This is a genomic window from Streptomyces sp. NRRL F-5135 (assembly GCF_000719775.1).
In the GTDB taxonomy this organism is placed as follows: domain Bacteria; phylum Actinomycetota; class Actinomycetes; order Streptomycetales; family Streptomycetaceae; genus Streptomyces; species Streptomyces hebeiensis.
Map to the genome: position 1 here is coordinate 20,740 of NZ_JOHR01000011.1, position 19,044 is coordinate 39,783.

Sequence of the window (19,044 nt, forward strand, 5' to 3'; positions counted from 1 at the left end):
AGCCGACGCACCCCCACAGCGCACTGACCCATTGACCCGAGCTCAATGGCCAACTATTAAGTACGGCCGGGCCGTAAACCACACTTAAAGGGTCTCGTTTTGACAACATCGTCACCCCCTGTCCGCCCGAAATCCGGACAAAGTTAGTCCAGGCAGACACCCGCGAAACGGACCGTTAACACATCATCCGGTGATCACAGGTCGATAATCGGACGTCACTCGTGAAAACGCGCTTGACGTGAAAACGCCAATTCTGCTGCGCCGATGTGTCGCTCCGCGCCCCGGCGAAAGACGTGAGGCGCCCGGCCACCCCCGTGAACTCAAGGGGTGACCGGGCGCCTCACGCGCCGAGCGGTTCCGGGCGCCTCACGCGCCGAGCGGTTCCGGGCCCGGGCGCCTCGGCCCGGGCGGCCGGGTCAGGCGTGCTTGGCCCGGGAGGCGGCGCGGGCGCGCTCCCGCTGGTCCAGGACGACCTTGCGGATACGGACCGTCTCCGGGGTCACCTCGATGCACTCGTCGTCGCGGCAGAACTCCAGCGACTGCTCCAGCGACAGCTTCCGCGGCGGGACCACGTTCTCGGTCGAATCGGCCGACGCCGCCCGCATGTTGGTGAGCTTCTTCTCCTTGGTGATGTTCACGTCCATGTCGTCGGAGCGCGAGTTCTCACCGATGATCATGCCCTCGTAGACCTCGGTGCCGGGCTCCGTGAAGATCACGCCCCGCTCCTGGAGGTTGATCATCGCGAAGGGGGTCACCGAACCGGAGCGGTCCGCGACCAGCGAGCCGTTGTTACGGGTGCGCAGCTCGCCGAACCACGGCTCGTGGCCCTCGAAGATCGAGTGGGCGATGCCCGTGCCGCGGGTCTGGGTCAGGAACTCCGTACGGAAACCGATCAGGCCGCGCGACGGAACGATCCACTCCATGCGGATCCAGCCGGAGCCGTGGTTGGTCATCGTCTCCATACGGCCCTTGCGCGCCGCCATCAGCTGGGTGATGGCGCCCAGGTGCTCCTCGGGCGAGTCGATCGTCATGCGCTCGATCGGCTCGTAGGTCTTGCCGTCGACCTGCTTGGTGACCACCTCGGGCTTGCCGACGGTCAGCTCGAAGCCCTCCCGGCGCATGGTCTCCACCAGGATCGCCAGCGCCAGCTCGCCCCGGCCCTGCACCTCCCAGGCGTCGGGGCGCTCGGTGTCCAGCACCCGCAGCGAGACATTGCCGATCAGCTCGCGGTCGAGGCGGTCCTTGACCTGGCGCGCGGTGACCTTGTGGCCCTTGCCGCCCTTGCCGACCAGCGGCGAGGTGTTCGTGCCGATCGTCATCGAGATCGCGGGCTCGTCGACCGTGATCAGCGGCAGCGCGATCGGGTTGTCCGGGTCGGCCAGCGTCTCGCCGATCATGATGTCCGGGATGCCGGCGATGGCGCAGATGTCACCGGGGCCCGCCTTCTCGGCCGGCTTGCGGGTCAGCGCCTCGGTCATCAGCAGCTCGGTGATGCGGACGTTGGACATCGAGCCGTCACGCTTGATCCAGGTGACGGTCTGCCCCTTGCGCAGCTCGCCCTGCTCGACCCGGCAGAGCGCGATACGGCCGAGGAAGTTGTCGGCGTCCAGGTTGGTGACATGGGCCTGGAGCGGCGCGGACTCGTCGTACTCCGGCGCCGGCACGTGCTCCAGGAGCGTGGTGAAGAACGGCTCCAGGTTCTGGCTGTCGGAGGGGACCGTGCCGTCCTCCGGCTTGGTCATCGAGGCCACGCCGTCCCGCGCGCAGGCGTAGACGATCGGGAACTCGATCTGCTCCTCGGTCGCGTCCAGGTCCAGGAAGAGGTCGTACGTCTCGTCCACGACCTCGGCGATCCGGGAGTCCGGCCGGTCCGTCTTGTTGATGCAGAGGATGACGGGCATCTTGGCCGCGAGCGCCTTGCGGAGCACGAAGCGGGTCTGCGGCAGCGGGCCCTCGGAGGCGTCGACCAGCAGGACCACCGCGTCCACCATGGACAGTCCGCGCTCGACCTCGCCGCCGAAGTCGGCGTGGCCGGGGGTGTCGATGATGTTGATGGTGATGGGGTCGCCACCCGACTTCGGGTGGTACTTCACGGCGGTGTTCTTCGCCAGGATCGTGATGCCCTTCTCACGCTCCAGGTCGTTCGAGTCCATCATCCGTTCGTCGAGGTGCTCGGCGGCGTGCGCGGCGAAGGCCCCGGCCTGCTTCAGCATGGCGTCGACCAGAGTGGTCTTGCCATGGTCGACGTGGGCGACGATGGCGACGTTACGGATGTCGTGGCGCGTGGGCATGCTGGCTGGGGCTTCTCTCGATCGTGGGTGCGGCGCGTGGTGTTCCTCGTACGCCCGCCGGGCGGACACGCCACGGCTCGTCCCATGGTACGGGGCCGGGCGGAGAGGGGCTTCCCGCCCCGATCGAGGGCCTGGGCGCGAGGGTGGAGCGGGACGGGGGGCGCGGGGCGCGTGGGGGGCGCCACGAGGAGGAGAAACCGCAGGGAACGGCCCGGGTCGGGGACGGGCACGAGCTTGCCCGCCGGCACGGCCGACGGGCAAGTCGATTATCGGTTTCTCCGCTTTTTCTCCGCCTGTTCTCTCCGTTGCCTCTCCTGTCCCTCGCCTGCCCGCCCCCTGCGCGTCGGCGGGTGTTCGCTACTTCTTCTTGCCGTCCGGCCCGGCCGATCCGGCCTTCTGGAAGCCGATGTCCTGGTAGCGGGGGGTGGACAGGCCGAAGGCTCCCGCGTTCACCAGCCCCGGCTTGGCGGCCACCAGCTCCGGGCGCTGGTAGAGCGGGATGGAACCGGCCGCCGCCCAGATCCGCGCGTCCGCCCGCCGTACGAGATCTCGGGCCGCCTTCTCGTCCAGTTCGGCGACCGCCTGGTCGAAGAGCTGGTCGATGTGGTTGGTGCCGACCCGCGTGTAGTTCTGCTCCACCAGCAGCGAACCGTCGCTCGCGGGCACCGGCTTGGCGAAGATCGGCCGGCCGTCGGTCGCCGGGTAGGCGGTGGCGGGCCAGGAGTAGAGGGCCAGGTCGTAGACGCCCGAGGCGATGTGGTCCTTGAAGTACGAGGCGTCGTCGACCTTGGTGATCTCCGTACCGATCCCGATCCGGTCGAGCATCCGCGCGATCCGCTCACCGACCGCGCGCAGGGACTCCGACCCCTCGCCCTTGGGCAGGACGAACCGGAGGGTGAGGCGCTTGCCGTTCTTCCCGAGCGGCCCGCCCACCGGGGCGGGGGCGGCGGTGCCCCGGGGCGCGTAGGCGCCCGTCACGCCGCTCTGCTTCTTGTCCTGCGGCTCCTGGGCCGCCCGCGCCGGCTGCTGCCGGCTGCCGGAGTCCTCGAAGAACGCGCCCCTGCGCAGCATGGACCCGCCCTGGAGCGGGGCCTCCTGGAAGTGGGTGTCGGTCGCCCTGCCCGGGGAGAACTCGGGGGCGAACGGGCTGTACGGAAGGGCCCGGCCGGGCCTGTCGTCCTGGTGCGCCACGGCGGGCGGCCTGCCGTCCTGGCGCTCCTCGCCGGGCTTGCCGTCCCGGCGCGCCTCGCCGGGCTTGCCGTCCTGGCCGACGATGTACGTGCCCTCGTCGGTGGCCGCCTCGTCGGCGGCGCTCTGCTCCACCGGCTTCTTCCCCGTGCCGGGCTTGCGCTCCGGCTCGCGCTCCGCCGGGCGCTGCTGACGCGCCTGCGCCTTGTCGGCCCGCTCGGCCGGACGCCGCGCCTCCTGCTCGCGGCCGTCCGCCTCGGCCCTCTCCCGCCGTCCTTCCCCGGCCCGCTCCTCCTCGGCCGTGCCCCGCCCCGGCGCGCGCCGCTCGGACGGCCGCTCCTCGACCGGCCCGGGCCGCGCCTGCCGCTCGCCCGGGGCGGCCCCCTCGGTCCCCGACCGCTTCTCGTCCGAGTTGCCGCCGTCCTCGTTCCCCTCGTCGCCGCCGTCCTCCTTGTCCGCGTCGGCGGCCTTCTTCTTCTTGCCCTCGGAACCGGCCTTGACCCCGGCCTTCTTCAGCGCCCCGCCGGGCGTCCAGCCGGCGTCCGCCAGCAGGGCCAGCGCCTCCTTCGTGTCCTGCTCGCCGAGCGCGTCACTGCTGTCCGCGTACGCCTCCTGCCCGAGCAGGGCCAGGTGGCTGCCGAGCGGCCGCGCGGGCAGCCCGAGCGGCTTGAGGACGAGGTCGGCCAGCTCCTGGCGGTCGATCGCGCGGGCGATGGCGCGCCGTACCCGCTCGTCGGCCAGCGGCCCCGACTCCCCGTTCATGGCCAGCTGGGTGTAGGCGGGCTCCAGCGACCTGCGCAGCTCGTAGCGGCGCAGGGCCTTCTGCTCCCGCGCGTACCGCTTGATCGCCGCCGCCGTCTGCTCCCGCGCGATCCGCGCCTCCTCGGCCTTCTCGTCGTCGGACCCGTGGGCCAGCGCCCAGGAACGCAGCGCGGAGGCGGGAGTGATCTCGGCGCCGGGGCCGTGGTTGAGCGCCTGGCCTTCGGTTCCCGTGTCGGCGAGCGCCAAGGAGACGCGTTCCGCCCCCTTGGTGTCCAGCTCCGCCAGGTCGATCTTGCCGTCGGCGAGGGCGGACGCGCGCTTGTTCCTCGGCACCGCGCTCAGCACGATCGCGTCCAGCTTGGCCGGGTCGCCCCACCAGCGGGGGTTGCGGACCAGCGTGACCTTCTTGTCCTTGCGGTCCACCGACTTGACCTTGAACGGCCCCGCCGTCGTCTTCAGCGCGGACCTGGCCTTGTCGTTGAACGAGTTGGGCTTACCGGTGATGTCCTTGGGATACAGGGGGGTGAAGAGGGATTTCCAGTCGGCATAGGGCTTGGCGTAGGTGACCCGGACCTCCAGGTTGCTCGCCCCGCGCTCGATCTTCTCGATCCGCTCGTAACCGGCGTTACGGGCCGTCCAGTACGCGGAGTCCTTGCCGCGCAGCGCCCGCCACTGGGCCGCGAAGTCCGCCGCGCCGATCTCCCGCCCGTCGCTCCAGACCGCCTGTTGGTTGAGCTTGTAGAGCACGACCTGCTTGGGTTCGCGCTCGACCACCTTGGCGGACTCCAGATAGTCCTTGTTGTGCTGCGGCCGGCCCCGCTTGTCGAGGGTGAAGAGGGAGGGCAGCACCGCCCCGGCGATCCGGCTGGTCGCACTGGACGCGTCGGCCTGGAAGACGTTGAGGGTGGCGGGCACGGAGTCGACCGCCCACCGCAGGGTGCCGCCCTGGGAGACCACGTCCCGCGCGGCGGGCGCGATGTCCGGCGCGGCGGAGGCGTCGCCGCCGTCCTGGTCCGAGGAGCAGGCGGACAGCCCGGGAAGGGCGAGGACACCGGTGGTGACGAGGGCGACGGAGCGGAGTGTTCGGGAGCATGTCCTCCCGCGTGGGGCGCCGACGTGGGACATGACGTGTACCTCTTCGTCCTGTTTGTCGAATTTATAGATGATCACACACACATGTCCACCCACTGAAGGGGAACGGGCGACCTCCGGCGCGGCCGACACGGCGAGAGGGCCCCCAACCTCACCCGGAGAGCGGAACCGCGCGGGGCGGAGACCGGGGCGCCCGATACGTCCCGGCCGGGCCGGGGGTTTCCCGAGCCGCGCCTCACCCACCCCCGGGGGTGAACCCGGCCTTGAAAAAAGAAATGTGACGCGGAACACTCGCTAGACGCACCAGAGTGCCGTCCGAGGCTGCCGCCCGACGGCTCCCCGCATGCCACCCAAACAGTGGAAGTGAGGGCAACTCGTGTCTCTGCAAGATGATTTGACGGCGGTCAGGCGCTGCCTGGACGACCTGGTCCGCACGGTCGCGCAGCTGGAGCGGAACCTGGCCCGCGCGAACGAGAACGAGTTCCGGCCCCAGCCCGTCCGCCGCGCCGACGATCTGGTCACCATCTCCGACGCCCCGTACAACACCGCCCTGTGGACGGACTCGGACGACGAGGGTCTGGGCGTGCGGGACCGACGCGCGCCGTAGCCGGGGCCCGCGTCCCCTCGACAGCCACCGCCGCCCCGCACTCCCCCGCGACGCGGCCCCCGCACCGTTCTGCCGTTCCGCCCCCCTAGGAGCCCCTGGAGATCTCCCTTGGCCACCGGTACGGAACCTCCCGATGTGAGCACCACACCCCGGTCCGCCCCGGGCGCGCACGGCGGGGCCGGGGTCCGCGGCGCCTCGCGCGCCGCCATCGCCCCCCGCCACCTGCGTACGGACCGCTGGTGGCTGGCGCCCGCCGCGACCGCCGCCGGGCTGCTCGCCTTCGTCGTGTACTCGACCTGGCGGGCGTTCGCGAACGCCGACTACTACGCGGCGCCGTACGTCTCCCCGTTCTACTCGCCCTGCCTCGCGGAGAACTGCGTCCCGATGCGGCACGGCCCCAACTGGGAACTGTTCGGCAGCTGGTGGGGCCTGTCCCCCGCCCTGCTGATCCTGATCTTCCCGCTGGGCTTCCGGCTGACCTGCTACTACTACCGCAAGGCGTACTACCGCGGCTTCTGGGCCTCCCCGCCCGCCTGCGCCGTCGCCGAGCCGCACCGGCGCTACACGGGCGAGACCCGCTTCCCGCTGATCCTCCAGAACGCCCACCGGTACTTCTTCTACGCCGCCGTGCCGGTCGCGGGCGTCCTCACCTACGACACCGTGCTCACCTTCCGCGACGCGGAGTACGCCTGGGGCCATATGGGCCTCGGCTCGCTGATCTTCCTGGTGAACGCCGCGCTGATCTGGGCGTACACGCTCTCCTGCCACTCCTGCCGGCATGTCATCGGCGGCCGGCTGCGGCACTTTTCCAAGCACCCGGTGCGCTACCGGCTCTGGGGCTGGGTGGGGAAGCTGAACAACCGCCACATGCGGCTCGCCTGGGCGTCGCTGGTCAGCGTGGCGCTGTGCGACCTGTACGTCTACCTGCTGGCCACGGGAGTCTTCGACGACCCGCGCCTGTTCTGACCCGCCCGGGCGGACCCGGGCAGACCGTGCGGACCCGACCCGACCGTGCGGGCCCGAGCGGACCCGGGCAGACCCCAGCCGACCCCAGCCGACCTGAGCCGACCCGACCTGTCCGACAGAGGGCGAGAGACGGAGAACCTTCCCCCATGACCCAACTCGAACGCCATCAGTGGGACGTCGTGGTGGTCGGCGCCGGCGGCGCGGGGCTCCGGGCCGCCGTCGAGGCGCGGGAACGCGGCGCCCGTACCGCCGTGATCTGCAAGTCCCTCTTCGGCAAGGCCCATACGGTGATGGCCGAGGGCGGCATCGCCGCCTCCATGGGCAACGTCAACTCCGGCGACAACTGGCAGGTGCACTTCCGCGACACCCTGCGCGGCGGGAAGTTCCTCAACCAGTGGCGGATGGCCGAGCTGCACGCGCGGGAGGCACCGGACCGGGTCTGGGAGCTGGAGACCTGGGGCGCGCTCTTCGACCGGACGCCCGACGGCAGGATCTCCCAGCGCAACTTCGGCGGACACGAGTACCCCCGCCTCGCCCATGTCGGCGACCGTACGGGCCTGGAGCTGATCCGCACCCTCCAGCAGCGGATCGTCGCCCTGCAACAGGAGGACTTCCGCCGGTACGGCGACTACGAGGCGCGGCTGAAGATCTATCAGGAGTGCACGGTGACGCGCGTCCTCAAAGACGCCGTCCTCCAGGACGACGCCGGAGACACGGGGGGCGCCGGCGCTCCGGCGGGCAGCGCCCCCGCGAGCGGCGGCAGGGTGGCCGGCGCGTTCTGCTACGAGCGGGAGTCGGGCCGCTTCTTCGTGCTCGAGGCACCGGCCGTCGTCCTCGCCACCGGTGGCATCGGCAAGTCCTTCAAGGTGACGTCCAACTCCTGGGAGTACACCGGCGACGGGCACGCGCTGGCGCTGCTCGCGGGCGCTCCCCTGCTGAACATGGAGTTCGTGCAGTTCCATCCGACCGGCATGGTCTGGCCGCCGTCCGTGAAGGGCATCCTCGTCACCGAGTCGGTGCGCGGGGACGGCGGGGTGCTGCGCAATTCCGAGGGCAAGCGGTTCATGTTCGACTACATCCCGGACGTCTTCAAGGAGAAGTACGCGGAGTCCGAGGACGAGGGCGACCGCTGGTACGAGGACCCGGACAACAACCGGCGGCCGCCCGAGCTGCTGCCCCGTGACGAGGTGGCCCGTGCCATCAACGCCGAGGTGAAGGCGGGCCGTGGCTCGCCGCACGGCGGGGTGTTCCTCGATGTGTCGACCCGGATGCCGGCGGAGGTGGTGCGGCGCCGGCTGCCGTCGATGTACCACCAGTTCAAGGAGCTGGCGGACGTGGACATCACGGCGGAGGCCATGGAGGTCGGGCCCACCTGCCACTACGTCATGGGCGGGGTCGCGGTCGACTCGGAGACCGCCGCCGCGCCGGGCGTCACCGGCCTGTACGCGGCGGGCGAGGTCGCCGGCGGCATGCACGGCTCCAACCGGCTCGGCGGGAACTCGCTCTCCGACCTGCTGGTCTTCGGCCGACGGGCGGGGCTGTACGCGGCGGAGTACGCGATGGGGCTCGACGACGCCCGGCCGGTCCCGGACGAGGCGCTGATCGACGCGGCGGCGGCCGAGGCACTGCGCCCGTTCGGTGGCGGTACGGGGAACGGCCCGGACAGCGCCACGGAGCCCGCGGAGAACCCGTACACGCTCCACCAGGAACTCCAGCGGACGATGAACGACCTGGTGGGCATCATCAGGCGCGAGGACGAGATGCGGGACGCACTGGCGAAACTGGCCGAGCTGCGGGCACGGGCCGGACGCGTCGTGGTCGAGGGGCACCGGCAGTTCAACCCCGGCTGGCACCTCGCGCTCGACCTGCGGAACATGCTCCTGGTCAGCGAGTGCGTGGCGCGGGCGGCCCTGGAACGTACGGAGAGCAGGGGCGGCCACACCCGCGAGGACCGGCCCGGCATGGACCACGTCTGGCGCCGGATCAACCTGCACTGCCGCCTGGTGGAGCCCGCGTCCCAGGAGCCCGGGAGACCGGAAGACCCCGGTCGGCCCCTGTCACCGGGAGAGGCCCCCGGGGACCCGGTCGGTCCGGGTGACGGCGTGATCGCGCTGTCCCGGCACACCACCGAGCCCATCCGCCCGGACCTGCTCGCCCTGTTCGACAAGGAGGAGCTGGTCAAGTACCTCGCCGAAGAGGAGTTGCACGAGTGACTGCGAGTGGGTCCACCGCCTACGAGGCACGGTTCAGGGTGTGGCGCGGCGACGCGGACGGCGGCGAGCTGAGGGACTTCACCGTCGAGGTGAACGAGGGCGAGGTCGTCCTGGACATCATCCACCGCCTGCAGTCCACCCAGGCCGCGGACCTGGCGGTGCGCTGGAACTGCAAGGCGGGCAAGTGCGGTTCGTGCAGCGCGGAGATCAACGGCCGTCCGCGGCTGATGTGCATGACCCGGATGTCGGTCTTCTCGCGCGAGGAGACGATCACGGTGACTCCGCTGCGCGCGTTCCCGGTGATCCGGGACCTGGTGACGGACGTGTCGTTCAACTACGCCAAGGCACGGGAGGTACCGGCGTTCGTGCCGCCGCCCGGGGTGGCCGCCGGGGAGTACCGGATGCGGCAGGTCGATGTGGACCGGTCGCAGGAATTCCGCAAGTGCATCGAGTGCTTCCTGTGCCAGGACACCTGTCATGTGGTCCGGGACCACGAGGAGAACAAGACGGCGTTCGCCGGGCCGCGCTTCCTGATGCGGGTGGCGGAGCTCGACATGCATCCGCTGGACGCGGCGGAGCGGTCCGGGCTCGACCGGAAGCGGACGGCCCAGGACGAGCACGGCCTGGGGTACTGCAACATCACCAAGTGCTGTACGGAGGTCTGCCCCGAAGGGATCCGGATCACGGACAACGCCCTGATCCCGCTCAAGGAGCGGGCGGCGGACCGGAAGTACGACCCGCTGGTGTGGCTGGGGAACAAGATCCGGCGCCGCGGCGAGTAGCTCCCGGCGCGGCCCGTACCGGGGGCGGGGCCGGACCGGCCCCGCCCCCGGTCCGGCTGCCCGGGGCCGCGCGCCGGCGTCGTCGGCCCGTCCGCCGTAGGCCACGGCGGACGGGCCGGCACGGCCAAGCGGCCCCGGGGCGCCGTCGTCCGCACGGTCGCGGCTGTCCCGCCGCCGTCGCTCCGTACGCACCCGTCCGGTCGCGGACGTACGGATACGGGCTTAGCCTCCGACTGTGACGCTCCCCGCACACCGATCCCCGCCGCACATAGCCGGCCGGCCGCGCCCGGTCCTGGAGGTGACTCCGGCCGTGCTGGTCCTGGCCTGGTGGCCGGTCGCCGGATCCGCCCCCGGCGCCCTGGCCGTCGCACTGACCGGCGACACCGCCCCCGAGGCCGGTGCCGCGAGCAATCTGGTGCTGCCCGTGGCCGTCGTCGTGGTGGTGGCCGTGGTCGCCACGTACTCCTTCCGCAAGCGCAAACGGCGGGCACGGACCCGTACGACTCCGGGCGGTGGGCGGCGGGACCGGGGCTGAGCCCTCCCCGGCCCTGCCGTCCACCGCGCGGAGCCGCACGCGGGCCGGGCCGCGCGACCTCTAAGAGCGGTCCGGACGATCAGAACCGTCAGAACATGCTGAGCAGTTGCTCCACCGTGGGCTCCGGCAGCGGCTTCCCGTCGGGCAGGGACAGCTCGAACCAGACCGTCTTGCCGCGCGGCGTACGGCGCGAGCCCCAGGCCGCGCTCAGCTGCCCCACCAGTTGCAGCCCCCGCCCCCCCTCGTCCGTGTCCCGCGCCCGGCGTCGTCTGGGCTGCACCAGCCCGGCGTCCCAGACCTCGCACACGAGCGTGCGGTCGAGCAGCAGCCGCAGCCTGATCTCGCCCTCGCCGTACCGCATCGCGTTGGTGACCAGCTCGCTGACCAGCAGCTCCACGGTGTCCACCAGGGGTTCGAGATCCCAGGCGACCAGCTGCGTACGGGCCAGCTCCCGCGCCCGTCCCACCGAGCGCGGCTCGCGCGGCAGCCGCCAGTCGCCCACCGAGTCGGCCGGGAGTCCCTGGATACGGGCCATCAGCAGCGCGATGTCGTCCTCGCCGTGGCGGGTGTCCAAGGTGCTCAGGACATGGTCGGCGACGTCCTCCAGCGGTCGCTCCGCCCGGGTCAGCGCCCCCCGCAGTCCGCTCAGTCCCTCGTCCAGCGGATGGTCCCGGGACTCGACCAGCCCGTCCGTGTAGAGGGCCAGCAACGCGCCCTCCGCCAGATCGACCTCCACCTGCTCGAACGGCTCCCCGCCCACGCCCAGGGGCATGCCCGGCGGTACGTCCAGCATCAGGGCCTCCTCGTCCGGTTCGACCAGGACGGGCGGCAGGTGCCCGGCGTTGGCGAAGGTGCAGCGCCCGGTGACCGGGTCGTACACCGCGTAGACGCACGTCGCGAGGTAGACCTCGGCGAGGTCCGCGTCCCGGGACTTGTGCGCGACCCGTGAGGCGTGCTGCGCGCCGCTCGGCGAGCCGAGGCCGCGGGCGATCTCGTCCAGCGCGGACAGCACCTCGGCGGGCTCCAGGTCGAGCAGCGCCAGCGTCCGCACGGCCGTGCGCAGCTCGCCCATGGCCACCGCCGCCCGCAGTCCGCGTCCCATCACGTCGCCGACGACCAGCGCCGTGCGGTGGCCGGGCAGTTCGATGACGTCGAACCAGTCGCCGCCCACTTCCGTCGCCGTGTTGCCCGGCAGGTAGCGGCAGGCGATGTCGAGTCCCGCGGCTTCCGGGTCGCCCGGGGGCAGCAGGCTGCGCTGGAGGATCAGCGCGCGCTCGTGCTCCCGGCGGTAGAGGCGGGCGTTGTCGATGCAGACGGCGGCCCGCGCGGCCAGTTCCACGGCGAGCGCCTGGTCCCGTTCCCCGAACGGCTCGCTGCCCTTCGTACGGGAGAACTGCACGAGCCCGATCACCTTGTCGTGCGCGACCATCGGGACCGCGAGCGTGGACTGGACCGGGCTGCCCAGCTCGCCCGGGACCGTCTGCACCCGGCCGGTGCGCAGCGCGTCCGCCCTTCGGGAGCTGAAGGGAAAGCGGTGGACCGCGCCGAGCACCGGCGGCACGTACCCGCCGTCGTACCCCCCGGCCGAACCGGACAGCGGTACGTCGGAGACGGCGCTGGCGAAGGCGACCCTGCGCAGCCGGGCGCTGCCGCCGCCGGAGTCCGCGCGGGACGAGCTCCAGCGCCCGGGCGGCGCCTCCTCGCCGGTGATCAGGGACTGGTAGAGGTCGACCGAGGCGAGGTCGCAGAAGCCGGGGACGGCGACCGAGAGCAGTTCGCGGGAGGTGGTCTCCAGGTCGAGCGAATTACCGATCCGCGCGCTCGCCTCGTTCAGGATCGCGAGATTGCGCCGGGCGCTGGCCGCCTCGCGGGCGGCGTTCTGACGGTTGGTGACGTCGGTGCCGACGACGGCGACCCCGACGGTGCGGCCGGATCCGCTGTGCACCCGGTAGAGATTGACGGACCAGTGCCGGCGCTCGCCGACGCCGGGGGCGATACCGACGATCTGGAGGTCGGTGACGGACTTGCCGCTCTCCATCACCTGTGCGAGGGCGTCGGCCATGCGGTCGGCCTCGGGCCGGGAGAGGTAGTCGTGGACCGTACGGCCGCGGTGGTCCTCGACGGATCCGCCGAAGACGGTCGCGAACCGCTCGTTCACTCGTTGCATAGTGAAGTCGGTACCGAAGAGCATAAATCCAAAAGGAGATTGGCCAAAAATCGCCTGAGCGGACATCAGGTCGGTTTCGATCCCGCGCAGCGCGCGTACGTCGACGACGAGACACAGGGCACCGCGTTCGCCCGCCGCCGTCTCGCTCGGCATGACGTAGATCTCGGCGACGCCGTGCTCCCCGCCCGTCGCGAAAGGGACCAGACCGGTCCATTCCTTGCCGTCGAGAATCTCCCTCACCTTGCGGCGACCACGCGGCCACAGCTCGGCGGGCATGAACGCCTCGACCGGGTCCTTGCCCCTGACCTCGTGCGGGCCGATGCCGAACAGTTCGGCGGCCCGGTCGCTCCACTGATCGACCAGCCCGTCGGGGTCGATCGAGAAAGAAGCGACCCTTATGTAGTCATAGATCGAGCCAGGCGGACTGCTCTGCCATACGACGTCGCCCGCCGTCCCAGATATCTCGCTCACGCGACCGTCCCCTCCAGCTCACGCACCGGACCGGCCTAACCCGCAGTATTCAGCACTACGGCTGCGGTCGACACGGCGTTCACGATCACAGCACACTCTCGCTCCTTTTGAGACGTGTCGACGTGATCGTTGTCCCTTCAGACTTCTAACCAGGGAGCGGCAGCTCGAACCACACAGTCTTTCCCGTCTTCCCCCGACGTGTTCCCCATCGGCGTGACGAACACGCCACGAGCTGAAGACCGCGCCCCCCTTCATCATCGGGGCCCACGCGCCGCGCGGCCGGTGGATCGGGCAACGCATCGGAGATTTCGACCAGCAGAGCGGCGCCCTCCCCCTCGACGGCGCTCCCTGTCCCGCACTGTGCGCCCTGTGAACCACCGGGTGCGCCGCCGCCGTCCCGGCCGGCTCCGGCCGGGGCGGAGCCATCGGGTCCGGAGCCGTCGGGCCCGGGGCCCGCGCGGCCGGCGGCGGACGGGCCCGGGGTGCCGGGGCGGACCGCCAGCCGCACCCCGATCGGGCCCGTCGCGTACCGGAGGGAGTTGGTCACCAACTCACTGACCAGCAGGATCGCCATCTCGCGGAGCGCGGGGGGCAGGCCCCAGGCATCCAGCGCGTCGTGCACGGCGTGCCGGGCGTCGTGCGCCGTGTCGAGCACCGCAGGGAAGGTCCACTCGGCGCTCGCGCCACCCTCTGTGTCGATCAAGCCGATCACTTCCCGAGACCGACGGAAGGGGCCGCATCCTTTATAGGGCGGTTAATCGGCACATACCCGATATTCAAAGCGGCTACCGCCACGGCGGGCGCACGGTGGCACCAATGGAGCACGGGCGACGAGGGGCGCATAGGAGGGGGGTACGGGGGAGTATGCCGGAAGCACGGTCGTCGGGGACGCGCGGAGGCGGGGGCCGCCGGGCGGTCGCGGCGGGCCGTGCGGCCGAGGGGCGCGTCGCCCCGGGCCCGGGAGTTCGTCGGCGCGGCCCAGGGGTTCACGCGGCTCAAGGGCTCACGCGACTCAGGAGCTCACGCGGCTCAGCGGCTCACGCGACTCAGGGGCTCAGGTGTCCGTCGCGTGGCCGGGCGGTCCATCGGGCGCCTCAGAGATTCGCCGGCGCGGCCGCGCGCAGTCTGCGGACCACTTCGGCCACGGCGGGGCGGTCCTGGTCGAGCCAGTCCACCGTGTACGCCTCGTCGGGACCGAGCCAGCGCAGTTCGTCGTGGTCCTCCAGAGGCAAGGGATCGCCGGAGAGCAGCCGGACGGTCCACACCTCGAGCACATAGCCGGGCTTGAGCGCCCAGCGACCGGGGATCCGCTCCACCGGCCGGGCCACCACGCCGAGTTCTTCCCTGAGCTCGCGCACCAGGGCGTCCTCGGGCTCCTCTCCCGGCTCCAGCTTGCCGCCGGGCAGCTCCCACCGGCCGGCCAGCTCCTCGGGCGCGCTGCGGCGAGCGGCCAGCAGCCGCCCACGGTCACAGACGGCACCGGCCACCACGACTCGCTCACTCATACGCGGGAGCGTAACGCGGCACCTAACCGGCGGCCTGTCCGACCCGTTCCACGCAGTACAGCCGCTCGTCGGCGCGGCCGTCCAGGCTGTCCGCCATCTTCCGCGCCTCGTCCTCGGTGGCGTACTGACCGACGCGGTAGCGGTTGCCGTTGGCGTCCTGCCGTATCACCAGCCAGGGGAGCACGGCTCCGGTGTCGTTCATCGGGCGTCTCCCACGGCCGGACCGTGTCTCAGTGAGCTTCTCCAGGAAACCGCAATGCGCATATGCCGGAGCCTACGCCTGACCTTCACTCAGCGGTTATCGAGACGCACAAACAGGTGCGCATCCGGCCAACAATGCGCCCAAAAACCGCGACCCCGCGCGCCCCCTTCGTTGACTCGTGTTACAGAAGCCAGTTCAAGCCATGTGCCCCCCGCGAAATCTCTGCGGACGCATCAACCGACCCGCCCCACGCAGCCCTCCGTACCACGCGAGGCGCACGGGCCCGCCACGACCCGGTCGCCCGTCCCCTCGGGCGTTCATTTCACCGACAGGTGATACGCGATCCGGTACCGGTCCGCCGGCACGACCACGTCCGCCGTCTCCACCGGCCGGCCCGACGCGTAATACGTCCGCTCCAGCACCATCACCACATGCCCCGGGACACCGCCGAGCGCCAGGAGCTCCTCCGCCAGCCCCGGGCGCGCGCCGACCTCCTCCAGCACGTTGTCCACGACGATGTCGATGGCCGCCATCCGCTCCACCACGCCGCAACCGCCCAGGGGGCCCTCCTCGGGCAGCATCACCGGCGTGCGCCCCGTGAGCGCGAGCGCCTCCCAGGAGGTGGAGAGCATCATCGGCTCGCCGCCGTCCCGGAAGACGTACCGCGTGCGCATCACCCGGTCCCCCGGCGCGATGCCGAGCCGGACGGCGATCTCCGGGGGCGCCTCCCCCTGCTCGCTCCGGGACTCCCACGTGCCGCGCGCGCCCGCCTCCGCCTGCTCCTGCCGGAACGGGCTGGCACCGGACGGCGGCCGGTAGCCGGAGCGCGCGATCCGGCGCGGAACGGGCCGCTCCCGTACGTAGGTGCCCGAGCCGGAGCGCCCCTCGACCAGCCCCTCGGCCATGAGCACCTTGCGGGCCTCCAGCGCGACCGTGTCGGAGACTCCGTAGTCCTTGCGGATGCGCGCCTGCGACGGCAGTCGGGTGTGCGGCGGCAGCGCACCGTTGACGATCTTCTCGCGCAGATCGCTCGCAACGCGCAGATAGGCGGGCTGCTCACCGAAGGCCACGGGCCACTCCCCTCAGGACACCCATCAGGTTGACAGACAGCAACAGATTGGCAACCGTGGGTTGTTGACCGCAAGCACGGGCCAAAGATTAACCCGAAGTAATGAGTTGGGTGTACGCAGGGAGGACCCCCTTCCGGAGGCCCGCGCGAGGCGCTCGTGCTCGGCGTGCAGACGCCATCGCGCGCCCGACGGGGCCGCTCCGCGCCGACGACCGCCTCGCCGGGCCGCGCCGTACACGCCGAGCCCGCGCCGTACACGCCCGGCCCGGCCGGGCCCCGGTCCGGCGACGGGAATCAGCCGTTCACCACGCGCGCCCCATGCCCCCGGCCGTACCGCAGTTCGTACCGTCCTCCCGTGAGTCTCCCGCGTACCCGCCGCACCCGCCGCGCTCCTTCCCCCGCCCGCCTGCTCCGTTTCCGCGCCCCGCTCCTCGTCTCCACGCTCGCCACCGGCGCGCTGGTCCTCACCGTCCCTCCCCTCTCGCACGCCGACGACGACCACGCCCCGGCGGTCCGCCCTTCCCCCGCCCGCGACGCCGACCGGTGCCGGGAGTCCGATCGCGGCTGGTCCCCCGCCGCCGTCCGCGTCGACCCGGCCGACAGCCACCACGCCTACACCGGCAACGGCTACCTCGGCGTGCGGATCCCGCCGTCCGGCTCCGGATACGCCGAGGAGGGCACGCCGACCGGCTGGCCGCTGTACGGCCCGCGCTACGACGGCTCCTTCGTCACCGGTCTGTACGCCCACGAACCGGCCACCACCGCCGGCCGGCAGGTGCTCGCCGCGCTGCCCACGTGGACGACACTGGACGTGCGCGCCGGGGACGGGACGTCCGCCTCGGCCCCCGGCGGGCGGGCCCGGATCTCCGCCTACCGCCAGAGTCTGCTGCTGCGCTGCGGGGTGGTCGTCACCCGGCTGCGCCGCACCACGGCCGACGGCCGCGCCACGGATCTGGTGTACGAGGTCCTCACCGACCGCTCCGACCCGCACGTCGGGGCCGTACGGCTGACCCTGACCCCGCGCTGGAGCGGGACGGCGGTCATCGGCGCGGACCCGGACTGGCGCGGGGCACGGCGGCTCACCCGTACCGGCACGGACGGGAGCGCCGGCGCGCGCGTCGTGTCCTTCCGCGCGCACGGCACGGGAACGACGGGTGCCGTCGCCTCCGTCCTCCGGCTCCCGCGACCGTCCGGAGGCGCCCGTACGAACGCGCCCGGGGAGCCGAGCCGTACGGACTCCTCCCCGGCGCCGGGCACGATCCCCTCCGTGGCGCGGGCCGACGGTTCGCACACCGTCACGCTCCGGGCCGGCGTCACGTACACCGTCGTCAAGTACGTCGGCGTCGACACCTCCCGTACGGCCACCGCCCCGGGACCGGCCGCGCTCGGCGCCGCGCGGCGGGCCGCCGGGCGGGGCTGGGACGCGCTGTACGCCGCCAACGCGGCCGCCTGGGCGAAGCTGTGGGCGGCCGGCGTCGACGTACCCGGCGACCCCGCGCTCCAACTGTGGCTGCGGGCCGCGCGTTACGGCCTGCTGACGGCCGTCCGGGAGGGCGCCGCGGACAGCGTCGCGCCGGCCGGCCTGAGCAGCGACGACTACGCGGGCCTGGTCTTCTGGGACGCGGACACCTGGATGTTCCCCGGCCTGCTGGCCACCGACCCCGAACTGGCGCGCACGGTCGTGGAGTACCGCCACCGCACCCGCCCCGCCGCGGCCCGCAACGCCGACAAGCTCCGTTTCCAGGGCCTGTTCTTCCCCTGGACCAGCGGCGGCACGGGGGACGTCTGGACGGAGTGCCAGAGTTGGTACCCGCCGCACTGCGTCACCCAGAACCACCTCCAGAGCGATGTCGCCCTCGCCGCCTGGCAGTTCTACCTGGCGACCGGTGACCGCGCCTGGCTGCGCGAGCGCGGCTGGCCGCTGCTGCGCGGGATCGCCGAGTTCTGGGCGTCGCGGGTCACCGCCACCGCCGACGGCGGCTACTCGGTGCGGGAGGTGGCGGGCCCCGACGAGTACAGCAACGGCGTCACGGACGCGGTCTTCACCAACGCGGGCGCCGCCACCGCGCTCCGGGCCGCGACCAGGGCCGCCGCGCTCGTCGGCGAGCCGGCCCCCGGATCGTGGACGCGGATCGCCGACCGGATCCGGATCCCGTACGACGCGGAGCGGAAGATCTACCTCCAGTACGCCGGCTACACCGGCTCCGCCATCAAACAGGCCGACACGGTCCTGCTGACGTACCCCCTCGAGTGGCCGATGCCGGCCGGGGCGGCGGCCGCGACACTCGACTACTACGCCGCGCGCACCGACCCGGACGGGCCCGCGATGACGGACTCGGTGCACGCGATCGACGCGGCGGTCGTCGGAGCGCCGGGCTGTGCGACGTACACGTATCTGCGCCGGGCGGTCGAGCCGTTCGTCCGGGGGCCGTTCGCGCTGTTCTCGGAGGCGAAGGGCGACCGGGCGGGCGCGGACGACCCGCTCTCCGGCTCGCCCGCGCAGGACTTCCTGACGGCGAAGGGCGGCTTCCTCCAGGTGTTCACGCACGGGCTGACGGGGCTCCGGCCGCGGGAGGACGGCGTACGGCTGGACCCGCTGCTGCCGCCGCAGCTGGCGGCCGGGGTCACGGTGCGCGGCCTGCGCTGGCAGGGGCGCGTGTACGACATCGCCCTCGGCGCGCGCGAGACGACGGTCCGGCTGCGGTCGGGCGAGCCGTTCACCGTGCACACCCCGGCGGGCGAGCGGCTGCTGGAGTCCACGCTCACGCTGCCCACCCGCCGCCCGGACCTGGCGCCGACGGACAACGCGGCCCGGTGCCGCGCGGCGACGGCGTCCTCGGAGCAGCCGGGCCGGTACGCGCCGGCCGCCGTGGACGGCAGCCCGGCCACCGCGTGGGTCCCGGCGGACGCGACGGCCGCGCTCACGGTGGACCTGGGACGCACGGTGCCCGTCGCGTCGGTCACGCCCGGCTGGACGGGGCCGAAGCCCGCCGCGTACGAGATCGAGACGTCGCGGGACGGCGCGCGCTGGCAGCCGTGGCGGGCGGGGGCGGCGGTACGGCACGTACGGGTGCGGGTGCGCGCGCCGGCGGGGCGGACGCGTACGGGGATCGGCGAGCTGACGGTGCGGACGTCGTAGCACTCGCGGCTCGCGGCTCGCGGCTGGCGGCTCGCGGGAGGTGAAGTGCGGCGGG

13 protein-coding genes are annotated in these 19,044 nt (G+C 72.3%); 6 read left to right on the top strand and 7 right to left on the bottom strand.

Annotated elements, in window-relative coordinates:
• Positions 1–416: 416 nt before the first annotated feature.
• Both typA and IG02_RS0120075 read right to left on the bottom strand, forming a co-directional pair.
• Positions 417–2,291, bottom strand: coding sequence for a translational GTPase TypA (gene typA, locus IG02_RS0120070; protein ID WP_030749741.1), 1,875 nt, complete (start codon positions 2,289–2,291; stop codon positions 417–419).
• Between the two features lie 357 nt (positions 2,292–2,648).
• Positions 2,649–5,366 (bottom strand): ABC transporter substrate-binding protein, encoded by a 2,718-nt coding sequence (locus IG02_RS0120075; RefSeq protein ID WP_030749744.1) that lies wholly within the window; start codon positions 5,364–5,366, stop codon positions 2,649–2,651.
• Positions 5,367–5,709: 343 nt separating this feature from the next.
• On the opposite strand from IG02_RS0120075, the gene IG02_RS0120080 reads away from it, so the two are divergent.
• From IG02_RS0120080 to IG02_RS0120100, 5 genes are all read left to right on the top strand, one after another.
• Positions 5,710–5,940: a hypothetical protein gene (locus IG02_RS0120080; protein ID WP_030749747.1), complete on the top strand. Its 231-nt coding sequence runs from the start codon at positions 5,710–5,712 to the stop codon at positions 5,938–5,940.
• Positions 5,941–6,048: 108 nt separating this feature from the next.
• Positions 6,049–6,906 carry a hypothetical protein gene (locus IG02_RS0120085; protein WP_030749750.1) on the top strand — a complete coding sequence of 286 codons (858 nt, stop codon included), beginning with the start codon at positions 6,049–6,051 and terminating at the stop codon, positions 6,904–6,906.
• 146 nt (positions 6,907–7,052) lie between these two features.
• On the top strand, positions 7,053–9,119 hold the full coding sequence (locus IG02_RS0120090) for a fumarate reductase/succinate dehydrogenase flavoprotein subunit (protein ID WP_030749753.1): 2,067 nt from the start codon (positions 7,053–7,055) through the stop codon (positions 9,117–9,119).
• Positions 9,116–9,901, top strand: a complete 786-nt coding sequence (locus IG02_RS0120095) for a succinate dehydrogenase/fumarate reductase iron-sulfur subunit (protein WP_030749757.1) — start codon at positions 9,116–9,118, stop codon at positions 9,899–9,901. Before IG02_RS0120090 ends, IG02_RS0120095 begins: the two co-directional genes overlap by 4 nt.
• 235 nt (positions 9,902–10,136) lie before the next feature.
• Positions 10,137–10,436 carry a hypothetical protein gene (locus tag IG02_RS0120100; RefSeq protein ID WP_158712343.1) on the top strand — a complete coding sequence of 100 codons (300 nt, stop codon included), beginning with the start codon at positions 10,137–10,139 and terminating at the stop codon, positions 10,434–10,436.
• An 88-nt stretch (positions 10,437–10,524) separates the two neighbouring features.
• On the opposite strand, the gene IG02_RS0120105 is transcribed toward IG02_RS0120100, so the two are convergent.
• The 5 genes from IG02_RS0120105 to IG02_RS0120125 form a co-directional block, all read right to left on the bottom strand.
• A complete protein-coding gene (locus tag IG02_RS0120105; protein WP_030749763.1) occupies positions 10,525–13,074 on the bottom strand; it encodes a SpoIIE family protein phosphatase in 2,550 nt (849 codons plus the stop codon).
• Positions 13,075–13,219: 145 nt separating this feature from the next.
• Complete coding sequence (locus IG02_RS0120110; RefSeq protein ID WP_030749766.1) at positions 13,220–13,786, bottom strand: ATP-binding protein; 567 nt, start codon at positions 13,784–13,786, stop codon at positions 13,220–13,222.
• A 382-nt stretch (positions 13,787–14,168) separates the two neighbouring features.
• Positions 14,169–14,579 (bottom strand): (deoxy)nucleoside triphosphate pyrophosphohydrolase, encoded by a 411-nt coding sequence (locus IG02_RS0120115; RefSeq protein ID WP_030749769.1) that lies wholly within the window; start codon positions 14,577–14,579, stop codon positions 14,169–14,171.
• A gap of 22 nt (positions 14,580–14,601) precedes the next feature.
• Positions 14,602–14,781 carry a hypothetical protein gene (locus IG02_RS0120120; RefSeq protein ID WP_030749770.1) on the bottom strand — a complete coding sequence of 60 codons (180 nt, stop codon included), beginning with the start codon at positions 14,779–14,781 and terminating at the stop codon, positions 14,602–14,604.
• Positions 14,782–15,098: 317 nt separating this feature from the next.
• Complete coding sequence (locus IG02_RS0120125) at positions 15,099–15,851, bottom strand: GntR family transcriptional regulator (RefSeq protein ID WP_030749772.1); 753 nt, start codon at positions 15,849–15,851, stop codon at positions 15,099–15,101.
• Positions 15,852–16,205: 354 nt separating this feature from the next.
• On the opposite strand from IG02_RS0120125, the gene IG02_RS0120130 reads away from it, so the two are divergent.
• Positions 16,206–18,989, top strand: coding sequence for a discoidin domain-containing protein (locus tag IG02_RS0120130; RefSeq protein WP_234314833.1), 2,784 nt, complete (start codon positions 16,206–16,208; stop codon positions 18,987–18,989).
• The last annotated feature ends 55 nt before the right edge of the window (positions 18,990–19,044 follow it).